This window comes from Arcticibacter tournemirensis (assembly GCF_006716645.1).
GTDB classification, from domain to species: domain Bacteria; phylum Bacteroidota; class Bacteroidia; order Sphingobacteriales; family Sphingobacteriaceae; genus Arcticibacter; species Arcticibacter tournemirensis.
In genome coordinates, this window is sequence record NZ_VFPL01000001.1 from 4,147,033 (window position 1) to 4,170,344 (window position 23,312).

19 protein-coding genes, 1 pseudogene and 1 riboswitch are annotated in these 23,312 nt (G+C 43.3%); of the genes and pseudogenes, 11 read left to right on the forward strand and 9 right to left on the reverse strand.

Annotation, left to right across the window (positions count from 1 at the left end; genetic code table 11):
• Positions 1 to 90: 90 nt before the first annotated feature.
• Together BDE36_RS17395 and BDE36_RS17400 are read left to right on the forward strand one after the other, a co-directional pair.
• Positions 91 to 987, forward strand: coding sequence for an NAD(P)H-binding protein (locus tag BDE36_RS17395; RefSeq protein ID WP_141815875.1), 897 nt, complete (start codon positions 91 to 93; stop codon positions 985 to 987).
• An 86-nt stretch (positions 988 to 1,073) separates the two neighbouring features.
• A complete protein-coding gene (locus BDE36_RS17400; protein WP_141815876.1) occupies positions 1,074 to 1,994 on the forward strand; it encodes a helix-turn-helix domain-containing protein in 921 nt (306 codons plus the stop codon).
• Positions 1,995 to 2,031: 37 nt separating this feature from the next.
• Here the strand turns inward: BDE36_RS17400 and BDE36_RS17405 are convergent, their stop codons facing one another.
• From BDE36_RS17405 to BDE36_RS17435, 7 genes are all read right to left on the reverse strand, one after another.
• Positions 2,032 to 2,307 carry a DUF4287 domain-containing protein gene (locus tag BDE36_RS17405; RefSeq protein ID WP_235904269.1) on the reverse strand — a complete coding sequence of 92 codons (276 nt, stop codon included), beginning with the start codon at positions 2,305 to 2,307 and terminating at the stop codon, positions 2,032 to 2,034.
• A gap of 30 nt (positions 2,308 to 2,337) precedes the next feature.
• Positions 2,338 to 3,771 (reverse strand): SusD/RagB family nutrient-binding outer membrane lipoprotein, encoded by a 1,434-nt coding sequence (locus BDE36_RS17410; protein WP_202618126.1) that lies wholly within the window; start codon positions 3,769 to 3,771, stop codon positions 2,338 to 2,340.
• A gap of 9 nt (positions 3,772 to 3,780) precedes the next feature.
• Positions 3,781 to 6,936 carry a SusC/RagA family TonB-linked outer membrane protein gene (locus BDE36_RS17415; protein ID WP_141815878.1) on the reverse strand — a complete coding sequence of 1,052 codons (3,156 nt, stop codon included), beginning with the start codon at positions 6,934 to 6,936 and terminating at the stop codon, positions 3,781 to 3,783.
• A gap of 307 nt (positions 6,937 to 7,243) precedes the next feature.
• The gene (locus BDE36_RS17420; RefSeq protein ID WP_141815879.1) at positions 7,244 to 8,407 is read right to left on the reverse strand and encodes a cysteine desulfurase family protein; all 1,164 of its coding nucleotides are present in this window, start codon (positions 8,405 to 8,407) and stop codon (positions 7,244 to 7,246) included.
• Between the two features lie 98 nt (positions 8,408 to 8,505).
• Positions 8,506 to 8,609, reverse strand: a riboswitch (SAM riboswitch).
• Positions 8,610 to 8,744: 135 nt separating this feature from the next.
• Entirely contained in the window at positions 8,745 to 9,335 is a 591-nt protein-coding gene (locus BDE36_RS17425; RefSeq protein WP_141815880.1) for an NAD(P)H-dependent oxidoreductase, read from the reverse strand.
• A 71-nt stretch (positions 9,336 to 9,406) separates the two neighbouring features.
• Positions 9,407 to 9,832 carry a Crp/Fnr family transcriptional regulator gene (locus tag BDE36_RS17430; RefSeq protein ID WP_235904270.1) on the reverse strand — a complete coding sequence of 142 codons (426 nt, stop codon included), beginning with the start codon at positions 9,830 to 9,832 and terminating at the stop codon, positions 9,407 to 9,409.
• A 194-nt stretch (positions 9,833 to 10,026) separates the two neighbouring features.
• Positions 10,027 to 10,251 carry a hypothetical protein gene (locus tag BDE36_RS17435; protein WP_141815882.1) on the reverse strand — a complete coding sequence of 75 codons (225 nt, stop codon included), beginning with the start codon at positions 10,249 to 10,251 and terminating at the stop codon, positions 10,027 to 10,029.
• 380 nt (positions 10,252 to 10,631) lie between these two features.
• Here BDE36_RS17435 and BDE36_RS17440 point away from each other — a divergent pair, with 380 nt between their 5' ends.
• From BDE36_RS17440 to BDE36_RS17470, 8 genes and pseudogenes are all read left to right on the forward strand, one after another.
• On the forward strand, positions 10,632 to 11,960 hold the full coding sequence (locus BDE36_RS17440) for a TolC family protein (protein WP_141815883.1): 1,329 nt from the start codon (positions 10,632 to 10,634) through the stop codon (positions 11,958 to 11,960).
• 4 nt (positions 11,961 to 11,964) lie between these two features.
• Positions 11,965 to 13,023, forward strand: a complete 1,059-nt coding sequence (locus BDE36_RS17445; RefSeq protein ID WP_141815884.1) for an efflux RND transporter periplasmic adaptor subunit — start codon at positions 11,965 to 11,967, stop codon at positions 13,021 to 13,023.
• An 8-nt stretch (positions 13,024 to 13,031) separates the two neighbouring features.
• Positions 13,032 to 16,156 (forward strand): annotated as a pseudogene (locus tag BDE36_RS17450) (efflux RND transporter permease subunit).
• Between the two features lie 146 nt (positions 16,157 to 16,302).
• Entirely contained in the window at positions 16,303 to 17,349 is a 1,047-nt protein-coding gene (locus BDE36_RS17455; RefSeq protein ID WP_161987682.1) for a sensor histidine kinase, read from the forward strand.
• On the forward strand, positions 17,346 to 18,062 hold the full coding sequence (locus BDE36_RS17460; protein WP_141815886.1) for a LytR/AlgR family response regulator transcription factor: 717 nt from the start codon (positions 17,346 to 17,348) through the stop codon (positions 18,060 to 18,062). The genes BDE36_RS17455 and BDE36_RS17460 overlap by 4 nt, the downstream gene beginning before the upstream one ends.
• Positions 18,063 to 18,096: 34 nt before the next feature.
• A complete protein-coding gene (locus tag BDE36_RS17465) occupies positions 18,097 to 19,086 on the forward strand; it encodes a hypothetical protein (protein WP_141815887.1) in 990 nt (329 codons plus the stop codon).
• Positions 19,087 to 19,199: 113 nt separating this feature from the next.
• Positions 19,200 to 19,328 (forward strand): hypothetical protein, encoded by a 129-nt coding sequence (locus BDE36_RS24280; RefSeq protein ID WP_262714945.1) that lies wholly within the window; start codon positions 19,200 to 19,202, stop codon positions 19,326 to 19,328.
• Between the two features lie 99 nt (positions 19,329 to 19,427).
• Positions 19,428 to 19,994 (forward strand): DUF4256 domain-containing protein, encoded by a 567-nt coding sequence (locus BDE36_RS17470; RefSeq protein ID WP_141815888.1) that lies wholly within the window; start codon positions 19,428 to 19,430, stop codon positions 19,992 to 19,994.
• Between the two features lie 40 nt (positions 19,995 to 20,034).
• Here BDE36_RS17470 and BDE36_RS17475 read toward each other — a convergent pair whose 3' ends face one another.
• Positions 20,035 to 20,808, reverse strand: coding sequence for an HAD-IIA family hydrolase (locus tag BDE36_RS17475; RefSeq protein ID WP_141815889.1), 774 nt, complete (start codon positions 20,806 to 20,808; stop codon positions 20,035 to 20,037).
• Between the two features lie 62 nt (positions 20,809 to 20,870).
• Positions 20,871 to 21,623 carry an MBL fold metallo-hydrolase gene (locus tag BDE36_RS17480; RefSeq protein WP_128770170.1) on the reverse strand — a complete coding sequence of 251 codons (753 nt, stop codon included), beginning with the start codon at positions 21,621 to 21,623 and terminating at the stop codon, positions 20,871 to 20,873.
• 185 nt (positions 21,624 to 21,808) lie between these two features.
• On the opposite strand from BDE36_RS17480, the gene BDE36_RS17485 reads away from it, so the two are divergent.
• Positions 21,809 to 23,269, forward strand: coding sequence for a PQQ-dependent sugar dehydrogenase (locus BDE36_RS17485; RefSeq protein ID WP_141815890.1), 1,461 nt, complete (start codon positions 21,809 to 21,811; stop codon positions 23,267 to 23,269).
• The last annotated feature ends 43 nt before the right edge of the window (positions 23,270 to 23,312 follow it).

Below are 23,312 nucleotides of genomic sequence, written 5' to 3' on the forward strand. Positions count from 1 at the left end.
CGTGTCAGGATATTCGGCTACAACAAAAGTAGTTTTGGCTACGCTAGTCCGTTCCTAGGGTCGGAAATTTGTATTAACAATAATTGACAAATGAAGATCGCAGTAACAGGTTCCTTAGGGAACATCAGCAAACCGCTGACCATTGAATTGCTACAGAAAGGGCATGAAGTAACCGTTATCAGCAGTAATGCTGGTAAAAGAAAAGACATTGAGGCGCTGGGCGCTTTGGCCGCAATTGGATCTCTGGAAGATGAAGACTTTCTCACTTCCGTATTTACAGGAAAGGATGCGGTATATACGATGATACCGCCGAATAATTATTTCGACCATACACTCGATCTTCCTGCCTATTATGAAAGGCTGGCAAGAAACTATGAACAAGCAGTAAATAAATCGGCTGTCAAGCGTTTAGTACATCTAAGCAGTATCGGAGCTCATTTAAAAAAAGGAAACGGAATTCTGGCCAGCACGCACGTCGTGGAACAAATTTTGGGTCGGTTGAGTGATGTTACCCTTACGTTTATTCGCCCTACATCTTTTTATTACAACCTGTTGGGTTATATTAATGGAATAAAAACGGAAGGGCTCATAAGCGCCAACTACGGCACCCAAAATATCATTCCATGGGTATCACCTATTGATATTGCAGCGGCTGTGGCTGAAGAATTAACAGCACCGGCAGGCACTCCTATTCGTTATGTCGCCAGCGAGGAGCTGAATGGTGACGACACAGCAAAAGTTCTGGGTACAGCTATTGGCATACCCGATTTAAAATGGAAACTTATCAGCGATGAAGAAGCATTGAATGGGCTATTGACTATAGGAATGAATCCCTCAATTGCAGCCGGACTGGTAGAAATGTATGGTGCGCTGCAAACAGGGTTGCTATCTGCAGACTATTATTGTAACCGGCCTGAAAAAATGGGCACTGTGAAGCTTGCCGACTATGCAAAGGAATTTGCTGCTGTTTACAACTCGCAGTGCTAAGTTATACGTAATAAGTTGTAAATTATAAGTGTAAAGCGCAAGCACCTCCATAACAGCATTATCAACAGAATCATTATATTGTATTCATGCCTGGAAAAAAAATCATTCACTTAAAAAGCATCACGGAATTTCATCGCAGTCGTGGATTAGAGGCACCTCAGCATCCGCTGATAAGTATTGTAAATTACGCGGATATTCAACTGTCTGCTGATACTGCCGACGTAAACTGGGTTTGCGATTTTTATTCCATTGCAGTTAAAAGAAATTTAAATGCTAAACTGCATTATGGGCAACAGGAATATGATTTTGACGAAGGGGTAATGTTCTTTATCGCTCCCGGGCAGGTATATGGTGTATCTTTTGAAGGCGCTGCTACATGGGAACGTTCGGGATGGATTTTATTGTTACATCCCGACTTTCTATGGAATACTTCATTAGGTACCAGCATCAAGGGGTACGAATATTTTGGTTACTCAGCGAATGAGGCACTTCATCTTTCCGAGAAGGAAGAAGCGACAATGAAGGGGATTATTGATAACATCAGGCAGGAATATCACAATAATCTGGACAGGTTTAGTCAAAACATCATTATTGCCCAAATAGAAACGCTGTTATTTTACGCTGACAGGTTTTATCAACGTCAGTTTATCACGCGAAAAATATCTAATCATAAAATATTATCGCGATTCGAAATTATATTAAACGAGTATTTTAGCTCCTGTAAACAGATAAACAGCGGCTTGCCATCCGTACAGTATATCGCCGACTCATTGAACGTATCTCCTAATTACTTAAGCGGTTTATTGAAAAGCCTTACAGGTGAGACTACTCAGCAACACATTCATAACTATCTGATTGAGAAAGCGAAAGAAAGACTATCAGCCACAACATTATCGGTTAGTGAGATTGCTTACGAGCTGGGATTTGAGCATCCTCAGTCCTTCAGCAAACTGTTCAAGTTAAAAACGGATGTTTCACCCCTTGAATTCAGAGCAAAGTTCAACTGACAAACTATCTATGGATTCCTTCGAGTGCCGTTGGGCACTAATCACTATTCTCGTCTTTTAAGCCTCTTAATAAGGCATAAATAGCCATGCTATGGCCATGACCCAGCCCAAAGTCTTCTTTAAGCCAATTTGTAATTTCTCCGGCTTTTACCTTCAGTTCTCCATTTTGAATAAAACCCTTGTCTTCGGCGAGTGCTTTAAACTCCGCGGGCCTTTGCCTGTTTTTTCTTTGATAGTTTTGAGATATCCTTGAAACGACATATTGATAAGTAAATTTCTCTAATATAAGAAAAGCGGCGATGACTTTCGTCACCGCCGCTTTTTCCTGATTTGCCTTAGATATTTAATATCTGTCGAACCACAGATGTGTAAGCAGATTATCTGTACCCTGAACATTTACTGCGTCCTGATAGCTCTTACTGTTCAAAGTTTGTTCTGTACCGGGATAAATAAACCGAACAGGAATCTTCCCGTTGAGCACTCCCGCGGCGGCGGGCTGCAACTGTGGATAATCAAGCCGGCGCCATTCGGCGAAGGCTTCCAATCCCTGGCCGAACAAGGCGATCCATTTCTGGTCTCCGATAGATCTCTTGTAATTTGCAGGATTATATTTTACCGAACTCTGAGCAAGGTAGTCGTTAATAACTGTTTGACTCGCGATACCGTATTGATTGAAGGAAGCAGCAATCGCCTTGTTATAGAAATCCCCGGCATCTTCATTACTTAAGCCGCGCGCGGCTGCTTCTGCCCGTAGAAACAGGACTTCAGCGTATGTTAAGATAACTGCAGGGGCCTCGGCTGCTGTGAAATATCCACCAGGTCTTGAGGTTTTGGATAATCCGAGATTGGCTGCATCGCCAGTTGTAAGTCCGTTTGGTACGCCAACATATTTAGTAGTGTCTTTAGGGAGTTCGGCATATACCGGCAGCCTGGGATCATTCAGATCATATAACCGGTCTACCACCGTCTTCGAGATCCGGGAATCCTGACGGGTGGAAAAAATAGCTGCAACAGGATTCCAGTTTGGCGAAGCCTCATATGTTACTTTAGCATTTTCAGCGTTATTGCTGATCAGGCCGGCAGGGCTCGCAAGCACCTGGGCTACGATTTGCTTTGACAATTCCGGTTCTCTATCGGAGATCCGAAGAGCGATACGAAGTTTCAAAGAGTTTGCGAACTTCTTCCAGTTGCCAATACTCCCCTTGTAAATTGCATCTCCGCTTATTGGTGCAGATCCTTCCGTCAGCGTCGTCAAAGCTAAATCCAGCTCCTCCAGTATCCCATGATATACATCCTGCTGTTTGTCGTACACTGGATTGGGATACTGATCGATGTTACCGGCCTGTGAATACGGGACATCTCCAAAGGCATCCGTTAGCAGCTGAAAGTCCCATGCGCGAAGAATATGTGCGACACCTGCGTAGTTCGGATTGCCCTGTGCTTCACCAAGGTCAATAATCGTGTTGAGATCGGTAATGTTATTTGCGTATACCGTAGCCCAAAAGGAAGAAAAGCTGGCGTTGCTAAATACATACCGGTCGACGTCGGTATACTGAATTCTGGCCCACTGCTGTATAAATAATTGACTGGCACTGTAATTAGCGGTACTTCCCCAATAATTGTCGGCCGCCGATTTGATAACCGAGGTTAAAAGATAATCGGGTTGCGGGCTCTCTGCCGCATTCGGATTTTTATTAATATCCGATAGTTCTTTCTGGCAGGAAACTAATATGGAACTGGCTACCAAAATTGTCCATATATATATAATCTTTTTCATGATGTCGTTTTAAAATTTCAGGTTTAAATTAAGTCCGAAACTGCGGGTACTGGGGTAAGTCAGGTCTTCCAGGCCCTGACCGTTACCGGTATTGAAAGCTGTTTCAGGATCAATATTTGGAACTTCCTTATGGATGATAAACAGGTTCCGCCCCACTAAAGAAACCACAGCGTTCTGAAGTCCGATCTTTTTAAGGAATGAAGGATTGAAAGCGTAACCGAGCTTCAGCTCCCTAAACTTAACGTAGGAGGCACTGTAAACATATTGCTCGTCAATGCTTGAACGGGACTTATAATATTGAGAAGCTGCGATAATCTGCGTGTTCGGACTTCCGTTTTCTCCTACACCTGCGAATATGATACCATCATCATATACAGTAACGCCTGCAGGAGCCGGACCATTAAGCGGCATCGCAGGATTACGCTTATCATTCCCAGGATAATAATACTCAAGCCCCCCGTGCTCTTTATCACGTCCCGGCAGCGTTTGTCTGAGTACCCCGGTGTAATCGCCGGTAGAATTGGTTCCTGAATATAAACTGCCGCCGATGCTGGCATCGATAAGGAAGCTCAGGCTGACTTTCTTATAACTGAAGCTGTTATTTATGCCCCCGATCCAGTTGGGAGGGAAATGCCCCAGTTCTTTCAGTGTTGGATCGGACTGTGGCAATCCGTCTTCACCTACCACAATATTCCCGTTTGAATCACGAAGGTAGCCTATGCCGACTATAGTGCCGTAAGGGCGTCCGGATGCGGCAATAACTTGTGCAGTGCCATCGGTTCCCAGAATCTGAGGCTCAATATCATAAGTGCGGCTCCTGTTTGCGGCGAAATTTATATCGGCGTCCCATTGGAAGGCTTTTGTTTTTATTGGCGTAAGTCCAAGCTGTACCTCCAAACCTTTGTTTTTAATCTCTCCAATATTTGTTACCCGCTTGTTATAACCAGCAGTAGGAGTTACATTTATCTCGAGGATTTGGTTCTTGCTTCTTGTGTTATACACACTCAGGTCTAACCGCACACGACCTGAAAAGAAACCGGCCTCCAACCCTAATTCTGTTGAAGTTGTCATCTCCGGCTGAAGCAAAGGATTATTTTTGGTACCAGAGGTTGTTAACACAGGATAACCATTAAAAGGAGATCCAAAGTTGTAGTTGTCAAGTAATTTATAGGGATCTGCATCGGCGCCAACCTTTGCCCATCCTGCACGGATTTTCCCATAACTAAATATGTTGCTTTGTATCTTTAAAAGATCGCTCCACACGAGTGTTCCGTTTACGGAAGGGTAAAAGTACGACCGGTGCTCTGCGGGTAGAGTAGATGACCAGTCGTTTCTACCGGTAACATTAATAAAAGCATAATCTCTAAACCCTAATTGGGCAGAGCCGTAAACACTGTAAACGCGTCTGCGGGTTAATACGCTTGCAGATACTAAAGGATCCCGTGAGTTGGCAAGTGTGTATACATTTGCTACTGCAAGCCGGGGAGCTCTCTGATCATTTTCTTCATACGTATTATTTCTGAGGTTGGCTCCGGCAAGTGCATTTACAGTAAAATCTGAATTGATCTTTCTATCGTAATTTAGATTAAGCTCTGTATTGTTTTCATTCACCTTGTAACCGGTCTCCTGGTAAGATCCAAAAGGGGTGCCGCTGGTACCGTATGCAATACGCAGTTTGCGCCGGTCGTTATAATTATCCACGCCAGACCGAAAATTCACGCTAAGGGATGAGTTGATATCATACTTCAGTCCAACGTTCCCCGTGATACGGTCACGCCGCTGCTGAACTGTATTCTCATAAGCTCCAAAATAAAGGTTTGGATAATACGCATTATTCCAGTTATTGGGACTGCCGGTTGAAAAATACGACTCTTTCAGCTTATCTATATCCACCTGCCGGCCAAACCATGCGAATTGTAACATCGTACTGGTTGCCCTGCGCCCTCCTACTCCGGGAAGATTAGGAGCATCGGTGATAAAATAATTACCGGTAGTGGTAAGTGTTAAACGCGGATCAAGCTTAAAGGAAGTATTAAACGACACATTTCTTTTATTCAACTTTGTGTTCGGCGTTATCCCCGTTTGATGCGAATTGTTAAATGACACCCTGTAGTTATACTTGTCGGCAGCATCAGCTATAGAAATACCATTATCTGTGAGAAACCCGGTTTCGAAGTAGTCTTTTACATTATCGGGATGAGGAACAAAAGGCACGGGAACCCCGTTGGAGCCAAACTGGGGTATCAAGCGCCCGTCCATCTTCGGCCCCCAGCTTTCGTCGACGTTATCGTTTAGGCCGCCCCCGTTTCCATCCACGTAACTGAACTGCCCGTTTGCTCCCTGTCCAAAAACATCCTGATACTCCGGCAGCACCAGGGGCTTATCAAAAACGTTATTGGAGTTCAATGTAATTCCCAAACCCTCCTTCTTACGGCCGGATTTTGTTTTGATGAGCACCACACCATGGGCAGCACGCGAACCGTATAGAGCAGCTGCGGTAGGTCCTTTAAGGACGCTTATCGATTCAATATCTTCAGAATTAAGGTCTGAAATGGCGTTGGCATAATCACGGCTTCCTCCTGCTCCCAGTTGTGAATTATCCACAGGAACATTATCAACAATAAACAATGGCTGATTATTATTGCTGATGGAAGTTTCACCCCTGATTACGATCCTGGATGAACCCATATTACCCTGTGAATTGGTAACGCGAACGCCGGCGACTTTTCCGGACAACGCATTCACCAGATTAGTCGATTTTGCGGTAGACACGGCTCCCGATTTAATCTCCTGCACTGCATACCCCAGGGATTTTCTCGCTTTGCTGACACCCAGGGCCGTAACAACCACCTCATTAAGCGAATTACTTGAGGCAGAGAGATAGACTGTGAGAGGCGTGGTTTCCGTGGTGACTGCCACACGTTGTAACTGATATCCCAGATAGGTAAAACTAAGCGTATCACCCGTGTTGACCCGGATTCTAAAAGCCCCGCTTTCGTTGGTGATCGCTTTCGCACCTTTGTTGGATGAAATATTAACGCCTATCAGGGGATCACCCACGCCCCGCTCTCTGACACTGCCAGAGATTGTCCTTTCCTGGGCACTCGAATTGTGTAAGGATAGAAGAGCCAGGAAGAATATAAGAAACAGTATTTTTACTTTCATTGTAGTATTTTCAAAATTTTAATTACTAAGATTCCCAGTCCTGCCAAGGACTAGCCAGACGAAGCAACTATACCGTCGCTGTCTTATTACATTAAATTATTAAAGCTTGATTTTTAATTTATTACCCTTCAGGCAATAGCGGAGAACTATGCGCAACACATTCGGCAACAACACGATACTATTTCACTGGTAGATGAATAGACGTTAAAAATTGAAGTAGATTGCCCTGCGACATCAAAAAGAAGTGGTGAATTTTTCATTTTATATATTGAAGTATAGAAAGATTATTATTATCGAAGATTTTGCCTCAACCGGCAACCTTCAATCGTTCTGGCCCTGATTTATGATACAGTCCCACCAATTTTTCAACTGTGTAATCGATATCCTGTTCAGTATTGTACTTACCGAAGGAAAACCGGATCACTGTTCGTTCAAAATTATAATTCAGTGCATGTAACACGTGAGAACCACCTGTTGAATGACTCGTACAGGCACTGCCTCCCGAAGCAAATATATTTTGACTATCCAGGAATGCAAGAGCCGTTGAAAACTCTGGTGACGATGGAAGAGACAAACTCAAAACAGTGTACAAGCTTTTCTGCGGGTCGGCCGAATTTCCATTAAATGAGATTTCAGGAATCTCACTTTTCAATCTGCCAATCATACGTGCTTTAAGCGACAGAATACGATTTTTGTCGGCGTCGAGGTCGCGGTATGCTATCTCAAGGGCTTTAGCCATGCCTACAATTCCCGCAACATTCTCGGTGCCGGCCCTCCATCCATTTTCCTGCCCGCCACCTTTGATGATTGAAGCAAGATTTGTACGGTTGCCATGATACAAAAAACCAACGCCTTTCGGCCCGTTGAACTTATGAGCCGAGCCTACGATAAAATCAGCATTTATCCCGCTGAGGTCGTAGACATAATGCCCCATCGTCTGAACGGTATCCGAATGAAACAACGCATTATATTTCCTGCATATTTGTGCGATTGTATCTATATCATTCAAATTGCCGATTTCATTATTTCCATGCATTACGGAAACAAAAGCACGTTCCTGAAAGGCAAGGATACTCTCCAGATGCTTCAGAGAAATATTGCCTTTTGCGTCGTGCATAAGGTATAAGAGTTTTATCACTCCATCCCTTTCGAGAGACTTCAGAGTGTTCAAAACTGCATGATGCTCAAATTGAGTGGTTATTGCAAGTTTAATACCAGACGATTCTATAGCTGAGCAGATCGCTGTATTGTCGGCCTCAGTCCCCCCAGCTGTAAACAAAATCTGGCTGGGTTGTGCATTTAGAAGTCCGGCGATGGTCCCCCTTGCTTTTTCAACAGCTTTCCTTGCTTCTCTCCCCACACCATGAGCGGAAGATGGATTGCCAAATCCTTCAAAAAAGAAGGGCTCCATTTCACTAAAAGCTTCCCTGTCTAAAGGGGTCGTTGCTGCATTGTCTAAATAAATCTTCATAATAAGTTTACTTTTAATAAGCTTATTCAGATTGAAAGAAAGGAAGATTTCCGTTTGATAGTATAGCAGACGTATGCGCAGTAGTCTGGTTTTATATCAACTTATCTTTTCTGCACTCCGTGCAGACAGGAATTAGCACCTTGTATTACAACAGGTTGCTAAGACTTCACAGGGCCTATCCCTCCGTCTTTCTGGATAAGTGTTAAATAACACAGGGGCAAATATAGACAATACTCTACTAATTCTATAGGATTTTATAAATTATTTCTGAAAGGTATAAAAAGGAAGGACATTGGGGAAGGCGATACTAACTCCTGGTAAGTTTTGAAACGCAGGATTAATTGAATTTTGAGAATCTATTTTCGAGACTGATCAACCATTTTTCTCTTTTTTCGCGGCTTACAGATTTCACCGAAGAAAAGTTTATCCAATTTAGATTTTTGTAACCCATCGTTTTAAAAACACTTCGCAACATTGCTCTTCTAATCAAATTTCCGACGAGCAGGGAATACATTATGCGGGGCTTATTCATCGTGGTGATTATTGTGACACTTTTTAAACTTTTTAAAAGTGGTACTAATCCAAAACCTCTTGGGTGGTGGTCATACACCACGCCAGGGCATAGAACCCTGTCAATAAAACCTTTAGTTCTTGCAGGCATTAAATCCCACCAAATCGGAAAAACAAATATCAGATGGTCAGCTTCCTCCAAACGTTTATTATAGTCGATTACCTGAGGATCAATGGGTTTATGTTCCACGAAGGCTTTCAAGTCAGCCGCCGACATTGCAGGGTTAAATCCATCATTATCAAGGTGTATAAGGTCAACTTCGTGGCTTGCTTTTCGGAGTCCCTTAGTTACTGAACTTAATATTGCATTATTATAGCTTCCCTCGTAGGGATGGTTAAATACTATTACTACTCTCATCTTGTCTGAATTATTTTACAAAACTGAGAAGCAGCGAACGCCCGGACGATAACAATTGTAAAGAAATGAATTTATCGCCTGTTTCGTATCCGGCTTAATGAAACAGAAGTAATACCTAAATAAGAGGCAATATAATGCTGCGGAATACGCTGAATAATATGCGGATAGTCGTCAACAAGCTCCTCGTAGCGTTTTTGAGGATTATTTTTAAGATAGGAATATAAAAGTTTTTGGCTGTGTAAAAGTCGCCTGAACAGATGTTCTTCCATTTCTTTTTTCATTTCAGATGAATTCTCCAGAGCATTTTGGAAGTCTTGTTGCGAAATAGTCTGTAAAACACAGGGCTCTAAACTTTCAATGTTATATAAACTTGGTTGATTTGCCCTAAAACTCTCAATGGAAGCAACTCTGTCGCCCTCGAAGAAAAATTGGGTTGTTATGTCTTTACCATCATTATTAATCCAGGTTCGCAAGCACCCTTTTTCAATAAAGAACATTGTTCTTGAAATCTGTCCTTCCTGTAAAAGAATTACTTTAGCTGGAACTTCCTGTCGCTTAAAACAGTGACTGAATTGACCCCATCTGTTTGTCATTGAAGTTTTTTTGATATCGCCTTTGTTCTCGTTTCAAAATTACATAAATAATTCTCTGCCGAAGCTAACGTCCTTCGATGACACGGAACAGTGCAGTCCTATAGCTCGTAAGTTAAATTCTCGCAGTAAATGCCTTCCGCTTTCAGCAAGTTTTCTATTACCTGGGGCCGCAAACCAGAGGACACAACCCGCAGAATTTTGTCGCAGTCGCATAAGTCGAAATTCCATCGCGTAATCTGGTTAGTTGACTTAAGCAGAGCAGATGCCCGTTTCACATCGCTCTCGCATTCTACATTGGTTTTGAAAATCAGTACATCTTCCATACTCATTTGATTTATTTCAGGACCTCAGTCATGCGATAATTGACCGTAATAGATTTCCGATTACTTCCTGATGTTATTCACAACTGCGGCCCCGGCAAGAACAAATCTAACTTAGTTCAACACATCTGTCACGTATTTTATACAAACCGGGGATTCCATTATACGAAACGGGCATTCGCTATCTTCTGTAAGTTGCAATTGAAGGAGTTAACTTTCTCATTTTTTACCTCTGCGCAGGATTTGGTATAAAAAAATACCCCTCTTGTATAAAAACAGAATCGTCGCTCAATCAAACCTCTACTTTCGCCGCATTCGTCATCTGACAGACAACGTCACTTACAAATAGTTAAAACACCAACACATAGGAGAATTTCAATGCAATGAGAAAAACACTATTAATGATATTGGCAATATCAACGCTTAGTCTTCAGGCTCAGGAAAGGTTCACGCTTAAGAAATGCGTAGAATATGGCCTCAAAAACCATCGCAACAACGCGATTTACGCCAATAGAAAAATAGCAGCCGACGCGCAGATCAGGGAGGCGCTTGCCGCTTATCTACCACAGATTAGTGTTAGCAGCACGCTGGACGACAACCTTAACCTTCAGGAAACGACAATACCAGCCGGCATTCTGGGCCCTGAGGAAACCCGGGTAGCCTTTTCTCAAAAATACAGTGCTGACGCAAATGCCAGGTTGGACCAGATGATCTTCGATAAATCGCTGCTTACCTCACTTAAAGCCAATAAATATCACAGAAAGTCGGCAGAACTCAGCAGTGTGCAGAGTCAGGAAGGCATAATTTACAATGTAAGCAATGCTTACTTTCAAATACTGATTTACAGGCAGCAGCTTAATCTGCTCAGGGCAAACAAAGAAAGCTATGAGAAGCAAATAGAGATATTCGGATTGCAGGTAGAAAAGGGCGTAGCAATTGAGAGCGACCTGAATAAAGTAAGGGTCGACTATAATAATACCCTCTCGCAGATCCGCCTGGCAGAAAGCAATGTGCAGCTGACTGAAAATGAATTGAAGTATGAGATGGGTTATCCGATAGATAACAGCCTGCTTATTGACACAGCGCTTATCTCTTCTATGCCGACCCTGCTTAGCCCAGCAGGCAATCCCGGCTTTATCCCTTCTTCGAAAACCGATTATCAGATTACTGCCACTAATGTGCAGCTCCTTAAAATTGAGGAAGACCGGATTCGCGCGCAGGGTCTGCCTGTTCTTAGCGGTTATGCCCTTTATGGCCAAATTGGTTATGGCGACAACATAAGGCAGTCGTATAAAGATCTGGATCCTTATTCGGCCATCGGGCTTAAACTAAGTATTCCATTGTTCAACTTCTATAAGCGGAATGCGCAACATGCACAGGCACGCGTGGAACGATTAAATGCGGAGGAAAATTTGAAACTCGACGAAGAAAAATACAAGCTTGAATATCAGAATGCGCGAACGAAGTTATCGCAGACGCAGATAAATATGGAAAGCGACCGCCGTAATATAACACTTGCAGAATCAACCTTCAGGCTTACCGATCTACAGTTTCAAAAAGGTGTTACGAGCTTAGTCGACTGGCTCAACACTCAGAATTCGCTAAAAGAAGCGCAGAACAGCTATCTCGAATCATTATACAACTATTTCCTGGCACGTCTCGATCTGGAGAAAGCGGCGGGCTCTTTACACTCATTTTATAATTCACTTTAACAGAATGAAAAAGAAACTTTTACTCGCTGCGATACTGATTGGAACAGTCCTGCTCATTGTATGGAAACTGGCCTCCAATAAGAGTAAGATAAATGACAATAATAAACCGGGCCGGGCCGGTTCAATACGAATTCCGGTGACTGTTGCGACAGTAAAAGAAGAGTTAATGGAGATCAATATCGTGAAGACCGGGTCTGTTGCTCCGTTTAAAGAAGCCAAAGTCATCTCTGTTGCAAACGGGAATCTGCAAAAGCTCTTGTTTGCTGCAGGCGACAAAGTCCGCCAGGGGCAAATACTTGCAATGGTCGACACCCGCCTCTTGCAGCTGGACCTGCAGAAGTCGGAGTCGAACGTAGCTCGTCTGGCCCGTGATCTTAAAACATACACGGAGCTCATGGAAGCTAATGCAGGCACCCGGGAAAAGGTGAGCCAGGTTCGCCAGGACTATCAGGACGCCCTTAACCAATCGGAGCAGTTGAGGAAACAGATAGCAGACGCAGCCATTAAAGCCCCAACCAATGGAGTTGTAAGCCTGAAACTGGTTGAAGAAGGAGTTTTTGTTACTGCAGGGACCGAGATTACCAGTATAGTAAACCTTTCGCAAGTGAAGGTGCAGGTTAATCTTACTGAAACAGAAGTATATCAGGTATCAGAAGGCCAGAAAGTAACGTTATCTGCAGACGTGTACCCCGGAAAGACCTTCGATGGTACCATCACCTATATTAGTCCGCAAGCCAGCGAAACTCACAATTACCTTGTGGAGATCACAGCGAACAACCCTCCGGAGTCGCCTTTACTTTCCGGGACTTTTATATATGCCGACTTTTCCAAAAAAACTGAGCAAGGGATCCTTTTGATTCCGGCGGAAACATTAGTAGAAAACACCAGAGAGCCTTCTGTATATGTAGTCAAAAATGGAATAGCACGACTATCGCAGATAAAAGTTGGAGGCAGGTACGGAGAACATATCAGGGTATTGGAGGGAATAGGCCACGGCGATATAGTAGTGACTTCCGGACAGATCAATCTCAGCGACGGTACATCAGTAAACATCTCTAAATAAACAGGATTATGTCAATAACAGAAATTGCGATAAAACGCCCTCTCCTGCTGATAGTTATATTTACTGTCCTGATCCTTTTCGGACTGCAGTCCTACTTTAATTTAAACTATAATCTGCTGCCCAGGATCGATATACCCGTTGTATCAGTCAGCACCATATATCCCGGTGCATCGGCGGCAGAGGTACAGTCGTCGGTGACCAGGAAGCTGGAGGATGCATTTGCGTCTGCTGAAGGCCTTCAGCAGATCAGTTCCACATCACTTCAGGGCGTTTCACAAATAACTATAGAGTTCAGAAGCGGTGTAGATGTTAACAATGCAGAACGTGAAATACAGCGTATGGCTGATCAGGCACTCAACGATCTGCCCGACATTGCAAAAAGGCCGCAGGTACACAAACTGGATCTTGGGGAAGCTCCTGTAATTAAAGCGGGCATATCAGCAAACCTTCCTCCGAAGCAATTGTATGACATGGTAGATAATCAGATCAGGCCCATCCTTCAGAATGTTGCCGGTGTTGGACAGGTAGATATCATCGGCGGAGATAAACGCGAAATACAGGTTAGCATCGACCGCGAGAAGTTGCTGCTGTACGGGCTATCCACCCGTCAGGTAACCGATGCTGTTCACAATGCCAATCAGTCGTTCCCTGCAGGCAGCATAGAAACAAAGAATCAGCAGCTCTCCATCCGTTACGATGCCAATTTAAGCTCGCTTGATCAACTGCGCAACCTGATCATTGTGCAGAATCCTGCAGGAGGGAGCATTTATCTGAGAGACATTGCTGAAGTAGCAGACGCAACGGCGAGAACCACAGCTATCAGTCATATTAACGGAATACCCGCTATCGGCATCCAGATCATTAAGCAAGCTGATGCCAATGCTGTCGATGTAAGTAACCTGATAAAAGAGGCTTTTAAAAGAATAGAGGAGCAGTATCAGCAAAAAGCCATGGCCATCAGGGTGTCGTCAGACCAGAGCGTTTACACCCTCGAATCGGCCGATGCTGTAATAACAGATTTGATGCTTGCTATGTTCATTGTAGGCCTTGTGATGCTTGCGTTTCTGCATAGCGTAAGGAGTTCGCTGTTTGTGCTTGTTGCACTTCCTTCGTCTATTATACCAACGTTTATTGCGATGTACCTGCTCGGATTTTCATTAAACCTGATGACGCTGATGGCTATGTCGCTGGTTGTGGGCATTCTGGTAGACGACTCCATTGTTGTTCTGGAAAATATTTACCGGCATCTTGAAGCGGGGTCAGATAAGAGAAAGGCCGCACTTGAGGGACGTAATGAGATCGGGTTTACCGCTCTCGCAATCACCCTGGTTGACGTGGTGGTATTCCTTCCCCTGGCTCTGGCCGGAGGAACCATCGGCGCTGTGCTCCGGGAGTTCTCGCTCGTGGTAGTTTTTTCGACGTTGATGAGCTTGTTTGTGTCTTTTACTATCACGCCGATGCTTGCAAGCAGGTTCGGAAAAATCGAAGATCTGAAAAAGCGGACCTTATGGGGACGGATAAACCGGGGCTTCGAGCATTTTATTGATATGCTCAAAGACGAATACGGGAAGTTACTTGCAAGAGTGCTAAACAGGAAGAGATGGCTTTTCGCAGGTACGCTATTTCTTTTGTTTGGAGCGATAAGCCTTCTGCCTATGGGTTTTATTGGCAGCGCTTTTATTCCGACTGCCGACCAGGGCGAACTGCTGATCAATCTGGAGTTGGAACCAACGGCGTCTATATACAAAACAAACAAGGCCACACAGGAGGCGGAAAGAATCATCATGAAAGAACCAATAGTGAAAAACGTATTTTCGAGTATTGGATTCGTGGCGGGCAGTGTAGCCGGTACAACTAATAATGCGAACCGGGCAGAAATTACAATTAAACTTACCGGCAAAAACGAGCGGCAAATGTCGTCGGAGGAATTTGGTATTATAATGCAACGCAAGCTGACAAGTATGATACCCGGAGTAAAATTCACAACCTCGGTAAGTTCCATAGAGGGGGGGCTGAGGACGCGCCGATCCAGATCGGAGTTAAAGGGCTCGACATTGAAAAAGTAAGGCAGGTTGCCGAGGCATATCAAAAGCTGATAGCTACTATTCCTGGCACCCAGTTCGTGAAGCTGTCAGTTACCGATAGAAGAACAGAGGTTAATGTGAAATTAAACCGCGAAAGGATGGGCATTTTAGGCTTGAATGCCAGCGACGTTGGCGCTACGCTTCAGAACTCCTTCAGTGGAAACGATCAAAGCTTGTTTAAAGAGGCGGGTAACGAGCATGACATACTTATTATTCTTGACAGGTTCAACCGTTCGAGCATCAACGACGTCAGACATCTTCCCTTTACCAATAATAACGGCGAAAGCTTCACGCTAAGCCAGTTTGCAGAGGTGAGCGAATCGCCGGGAGAAAGTGCACTTCAGCGAACAGACAGGATGGGATCTATTGCTATTGAAGCGAACGTCATGGGACGGCCACTAGGAAGCGTGATAGACGACATCAAGGCCAGGTCGCAATCTATAAGATTACCAGAAGGAATCAGTGTTGAATATCTTGGAGATGCAAAAAACCAGGATGAAGCCTTCGGCAGTCTTGGACTGGCTCTGGTGACCGCATTTTTACTGGTTTACCTCATCATGGTAGCTTTATATGAAAATGCTGTCTACCCCTTTGTTGTATTGTTTTCGATACCTGTGGCGCTCGTGGGTGCTTTGCTGGCCCTGGCTTTGACAATGGAAACATTAAACATCTTTTCTATAATAGGAATAATCATGCTTTTAGGCCTGGTTTCGAAAAATGCAATCCTGATAGTCGACTTTACCAATCAGTTGAAAAGCGAAGGATTTACAGTAAAGGGTGCTCTCGTTGAAGCGGGCAGAGAAAGATTAAGACCAATACTGATGACTACGCTTGCCATGATATTTGGGATGCTTCCTATAGCAATGGCTACCGGAGCCGGGGCCGAAATTAAAAACGGGATGGCATGGGTTATTATCGGAGGGTTGACAAGTTCTATGATCCTGACACTATTTGTTGTCCCGGCGATGTATCTCGTTGTCGACAACCTTCTTACAACGCTTCTTAAAAAGCGCCTGGAGCTTGATTTACAAAAAGGAAAGGATTATTAACAATTGGAAAGGATTTGTGAATGCGAAGGTCGTTTACGAGGATAAAAAGCAATGAAGAAATCCGTTTTGGTATAAAAAAAGGTTTGTTTTGTATAAATACTATTTTATTTCAACCTCTTTTGCCGTTTTTAGATGATAATATGAACATGTCAGACAATATAATCAAAGACACGAGGTACCATCAAAACTGGCTTGTAAGCTTCCTTATTGAGAAAAGATATAGATTATATCGGCATACACTTATATGGGCTTATATAATTTTAACTGAATTCCATCAGCCAAACGGGCCACATGTAAAGCTGAGGATTGTGCTGTTCTTTTCCGCGGTATATGTAAACATGTATCTGCTGATCCCGGCACTTCTGCTTAAGGACCGGTATTTCACTTACCTGTTCACCCTCGTAACTATAATCTTTGTTACCTACTTTCTTCCTGCCTGGATTTTCGATTACTATCCCGAAGTTTATCAGAAGGAGGCAGAAAAGTCGCAAAGTGTATTTTGGGATATAATTGGAAATATGAATTTACTTGGGATTGCTGTATTCTCATCCACCGCAATAAAACTTCTTCAGCGATCAAAAATAGATTCAACAAGAATTAATGACCTTGAAAAAAACACCCTGCAGATAGAACTTCGGGAACTAAAGAACCAGATCAGTCCCCACTTCCTGTTCAACATGCTCAACAACGTAAATGTCCTGATACAAAAAGACACACAAAAGGCAGGTACTGTTGTGATGAAGTTATCAGAGTTTCTACGTTATCAGTTATACGAAATTAGCGGCAGCTCAGTATCGCTACAGTCTGAAATCAAGTTTCTCAGGGATTTTATGGAACTTGAAAAAATACGGCGTGACGATTTTCATTTTACTGTCACTAATAATAATCCTGCCGAAACAGCGAGAATGTTGTTGCCTCCCGGCCTGTTTCTTACGTTTGTTGAGAATGCTGTAAAACACAGCGCAGATTCCAACGCACCGTCTTCTGTCGATCTGAGTTTTTCTATATGTGAAGAAAAGCTGATATTTATCTGCACCAATACAAAACCCCAGCAGCCTTCCTTTACTAAGTCCGGCGGACTTGGGCTAGCAAACATCACCCGCCGGCTGGATTTATTATATGGCAAAACCTACGTACTTCACATTGAAAATCAACAAGAATCATACAAAGTAGATTTAAGCATCCCGATATGAATTGTATCATTGTAGACGACGAACCCCTGGCAAGAGAAGGCTTGCTTATGCACTTGCAGAGCATTCCCAATATTACCGTCTCCGGAAGTTTTAACAGTGCAAAAAAGGCGTTTGATTTCATGCAGGAAAACCGGATCGATCTTGTCTTCCTTGACATACAAATGCCGGGGGTGAATGGTCTCCAATTTGCAGCAACTATGCCAAAGGAGTCTCTCTTAATATTTACTACTGCCTACTCGCAATACGCCCTCGACAGTTATGAAGTAGACGCGATTGACTATCTGGTAAAGCCTATTGCCAAAGAGCGGCTGGAGAAGGCGGTAAACAAAGCGTTCACTTATCGCACCTTGCTGAGTGAACACGGAACTACGGAAAGTGTGGAGAATGATTTCATGCTTATTAAGGCAGACCGTCGTTATCATAAAGTTTTGTTTAAAGATATTCTTTATATCGAGGGGCTTAAAGATTATGTAGTGATCTACACAGAAGGGAACAAGATTACAACAGCAATGAACCTTAAAACGATACACAGCCATTTGGACAGCAAAATTTTTGCGAGGGTGAGCAAGTCGTATCTGGTCAACATCACACATATTGACTCTTTCGATAATCATACTATTTATATCAGACAATTTGAAATACCCATAGGAGATATCTTCAGAAAGGCCTTTCTGGAAATGTACCTCGGCAAGGACCTTTCAGACAAGCTGTAGAAAAAAGAAAAAGCAACAATTAAAAAAACGTATCATGAAAAAAACAATCTGTTTATTTTCATTGGCCTTCTTTTGCCTTAACTTAAAGGCGCAGGAGAACGATGATATCAAGAAAAAAATGCAGGCTACACTGGCCGACAAGTTTCCGGAAACCAGAACTATTGATATTCGGTACCTTCGCTATCTGCCTTCAGACTTTGATACAGAGCTTATGAAAGAAGGATATGAGGAAGGGAAACTGGAGAGCTACTCAAAGCTCAGAGTGGCGATAAACCTGCCGGTAATCCGTCAACCCAAATGGAACGTCACGAGCTCTTTCGTCTATACTAACGATGCCTTTGATCTGCGTAACGTATCAAGTCAAAACGATCCATTACAACCCTCTTACAACCGGAAACGTGATTTCCATACATTTGTAGGAGCTGTTAGTTTCACCTATTTCTCCACTTTATTTGGAAAGCCTTTCATATACAACTCCAGCCTGATAGCTGATGCCAGTAACAGAGATATAGAACGTCTGAAAGGATTTATTGGAGGGTCGATGGTAATTAAGCGTAAACCTCAGACCATGATGACCGTGGGCGCAGTTGTATTCATAGACCCGGCGTCGCCTCTGCCCTTTGCACCCACCTTCTCGCTGGATCACAAGTTCAGCGGATCAGCCTGGGTATTGGATCTGATCCTTCCGCAACGCCTGCTCCTCAAACGTAGCCTGTTAACTAATGGACGGATCTCTATAGGAAGTGAGATTACCGGCGACGGATTATACGTAAACAATCCGCTTCCCGGATATTCCTCTGTCTATAATTTCACTCAGGTTGAACTACGATCGGGTTTAACCTATGAATACGGCATTAAAAAAATCATACTGTCTTTCAAAACGGGGATATCAACTCCACTAAGTAACAGGCTCACAGAAAAAGGAGAATCTTCAAGCGATTATATTCTCAAAGTGAATCGTCAGAGTGCAGGCTACTTCAGTATCGGGGCTTCTTACAATATATTTAAGAAAAAAAAGGATTAAGTTCCAGGAGGGAGTGATCATGCGCTTCTCCCCCGTCTCTGTTGACCTCTTTGGTGGAGCACGACACTCGAGTGTTACGTTTTATTAAGCGCCTGCCGCGAAAAATAGGCAATATGAAGGGAAAGCAGCCGGTTGACAGCTGTTTTCCTTTCGTTATTGAAGATACCACAAGAAAGCAACTCTTTGAAAAAGAACCCGACATCCTGATTGCCATTGTTCTGAATAAAGGTTTATTTTCATAATATAAAAGGCTGCGATTTTTTCTAACTTAGATTTTAAAACAAACATTCCGACAGTACTCGTAACACATTACTTAAAAGAATCGCTTAATCTATGAAAATATGAGTAGCAATAACAAAGAGCTTACAAATGAACGCCGCCGGGAATTATTGACAAAGTTGAAAGCTCGTTTTGAGAAAAACATGAATCGTCATAACGGTATTGAATGGGCTGCAGTACAGGCGAAGCTGGAAGCCAATACCGAAAAACTATGGTCGCTCAGTGAAATGGAAAGAACAGAAGGCGAACCTGATGTGGTGGGTTATGATAAAAGTACGGGAGAGTACATCTTTAACGATTGTTCAGCTGAAAGTCCGAAAGGCCGGAGAAGCATTTGCTATGACCACGAAGCGCTTGAGTCAAGAAAAGAGCATAAACCGGAGGATTCTGCTATGGGTATGGCCGCGGACATGGGTGTAACACTCTTAACTGAGGAACAATACCGGCATCTGCAGACGCTTGGGGACTTCGACACCAAAACTTCAAGCTGGATAGAAACGCCTCCTGATATTAGAAAACTAGGTGGAGCGCTCTTTGCTGATAAACGCTACAACTGTGTATTCGTTTATCACAACGGGGCATCATCTTACTATGCAGCCAGAGCGTTCCGCGGTTCGCTAAGAGTCTAGTTTGATATAGGCTAAGTGTGATGTTTCTATTGCTTATCCCTTACCACCATTTTAAAGGGAATTCGATCTGGGCGACACTGCTCATAATGAGGTCAGGCTTGAAGGCGTAGTGACCCAGGTGTTCCTTCCTTGCTATCCCCGACAATACCAATATGGTTTTATAACCCATTTGAACGCCACCCTGGATATCGGTTTCCATAGTATCGCCTATAACTGTGGTTTCGGCTGTTTCAAGTCCAAGGTACTTTCTCGCCGACCGCATCATAACAGGACTTGGTTTTCCGGTAACAAAGGCTTTTCGACCTGAAGCTTCCTCAATCATCGCTGTTGTTGCGGCTATCCCCAGGTTATTCCAGCCTGGTTTCTTAGGCGAGGGGTCACGGTTGGTAGTGATGAATTTAGCTCCGGCTAAAATCATATCGACCGCACGCTGTACCATTTCCAGTGTGAAGTTGCGGCCTTCGCCCAACACGACAAACTCAGGATCAGAGTCGACCAGCGTAATTCCGTTCTCGTTTAAGCTGGTTAACAGTCCCCCCTCGCCTAACACATAAGCTGTGCCGTTAGGACCCTGGTCGGCAAGGAATTTTCCTGTAGCCATTGCGCTGGTATAAACATGGTCTTCCGAAACTTTTATTCCCAATCTGGCTAATTTACGTACCGTTTCCAAACGGGTACGCTGGCTGTTATTGGTCATAAAGGTAAAGGGTATATCGTTTTTCAGTAAGTTGGCAATAAAGCGGTCAGCGCCTTCTATCAAAGTTTCGCCGCTATAAATAACGCCATCCATGTCAATTAATAAACCATGCTTCATAATGAACTCTTTTTTTTTATAAATACTGTATAATAATTGTCCCCTTTATATCGGAACGCCTCTCAATCTTTGGGATAAAAATCCAATAAACGCACGTTGATACCGGGTTTATGTTGTGAAACCAGCTGCTTAAATTTCTGAATATCAGAAAGACCCTCTCCTCCTCTGTAATGATACGGTATAACCTCTTTAGGACTGAACGCAACAACACCGTCTGCAGCCCGCTCTACGGTCATCGTATAGGGCAAATTCATACAAACAAAGGCAAGGTCTATATTTTTCAACGAACGCATTTCAGGAATATCCTCTGTATCTCCGCTGATATACACCCGTTTATTGCCTAAAGTGAGTACATACCCATTTCCTCTTCCTTTAGTGTGGTAAGCCTGTCTTTCCCCCGGAAGATTGTACATAGGGATTGCTTCAAACTTAATCCCCTGCCACTGCTTGCTTTCTCCATTTGAAATAACGATCAGGTTCTTTTTCAGGTCTTCGGGCAATTTATCTGCTACAGCCTGAGGAGCTACAATTGGAGTACCATTTAACTTAAGCTTGTTGAGATTATCTGCATTAAGATGATCCGGGTGGATGTCTGTTATAAATACAATATCAGGTTTTTTGATGTCAGCTAAAGTTTTATCATTAACACTGGGATCAAACAAGATCACTTTCCCTTTCCATGTAAGTTCAAGGGTTGCATGAGAAATGGGCAGCACCCCCATTCCCTGAACGTTAACAGAAGTATGTTGGGCAATTGCCAGTTGACTACAAACAAAAAAAACAACAAGGAAAATAGCTACAGTATTCTTTTTCATGATATGGAGTTTTAAGATGCATCAGGTAAACAATTTCTTTAAAACACAGCAACGAAAATACCAATTTAGTTTCAATAAGAACAGTATATACCTGCGGAACTTTACGCTTAGCACGACCGGACACTATGTGTTATAAATTTTGTACTATTGTGAGGAAGAGGTAAGGCAATAAAGGTCATGATTTTATGAAGCGAAGAGTACACTATTTAGTCATCTTTTTTTTATTTATTTCAACAGGCGCTTCTGTTTTGCGACCAGAATATTCGCCGGCAGATACAATAGAGGGATTTCAGGTGGATACACTTGCTACAGACTTAGTAGTACCCTGGCAAATCGTTTTCCTGCCAGACAACACCATGCTGTTTACTGAAAGAGCAGGACGGGTGAGAATTATCAGGAATGACAAGCTCATAAAGAAGCCGGCCTATATAACTGAGGTTGTTCAAAGGAATAAAACGGGTTTATTGGGTATGTGTATCCATCCCGACTTCAGAAAAAACAGGTTTATATATCTGGCTGATAATTACTCCCGGAATAACCGTGTAAAGCTAAAAGTAGTACGATATGAGTTCGTAAACGATACCCTTATACGTCCTTTTACCATTTTGGACAATCTTCCTGCAAATCCCAATCACACCGGGTGCCGCCTGCTTTTTGGTCCTGACAGAAAGCTGTACATTACAACGGGTGATGCTGATGAGCCGTCTCTTGCGCAGGACCTTAAGGCTTATAACGGCAAGATCCTACGATTAAATGACGATGGCAGCATCCCTGAAGACAATCCTTTTGCGGGACATAACGACCAGACTCTGAAAGCGATCTGGTCATACGGGCACCGAAATCCACAGGGGATTGCTTTTCAGCCTGGCACGGGTTTACTGTTTAGTTCAGAGCACGGACCTACGGGCGGAGATGAGATAAATATCATCAAAAAAGGAGGAAATTATGGATGGCCGGTAGTTCATCATCAGGAGTCACAAGAAGGAATGATTTCGCCTATAGCTGAATACACACCCTCTATAGCACCTTCTGAAGCTATGTTCTATACAGGAAAAGCGTTTCCTGAACTCGAAGGCAAACTGCTCGTTGGGTGCTTAAGAGGAGAATCCATCTTGAGATTGGAATTAAAAAATGGGACTGTCGTAAAGCAGGATGTGATCTTGAAACAGAAATATGGAAGGATTCGCTCCCTGGTAACGGGGCCCGACGGATATATCTACCTTTCTACGTCGCAAATCGATCCGTCAGAAGGCGTTCGCAGACCTCAATATGATATGATATTGCGATTGAAACCTTCAGGAGATAGCAATACACAGATCTCATCTCAAAGGATTATGCCACGTAAGACAACCGCGGCGAACAACAAAAATGGAAAATCGCCGGTAAAAACCGGGACTGCAGTTTTATTTCAGCAGCTATGTGTAAGTTGTCATAGCAATACTTCGGCTGGTACCAAAATAGCAGGCAGCTTGTTTGACGGAAAGTTTAAATACGGATCGGGGAAGGCATCCATTATTAAGAATATAACAAATGGCCTTATTAATAAGGGTATGCCCTCTTGGAAGGGTGCTATCAGCAGGGATAACATAGAAAAGATAGCGGAGTATATTCTTATCCGCCAGAGAAATCGCGGCAGTGCAAAATGAGAATAATGTTTTTTTAAAGTTAAGACAAAACCAATATGCATTT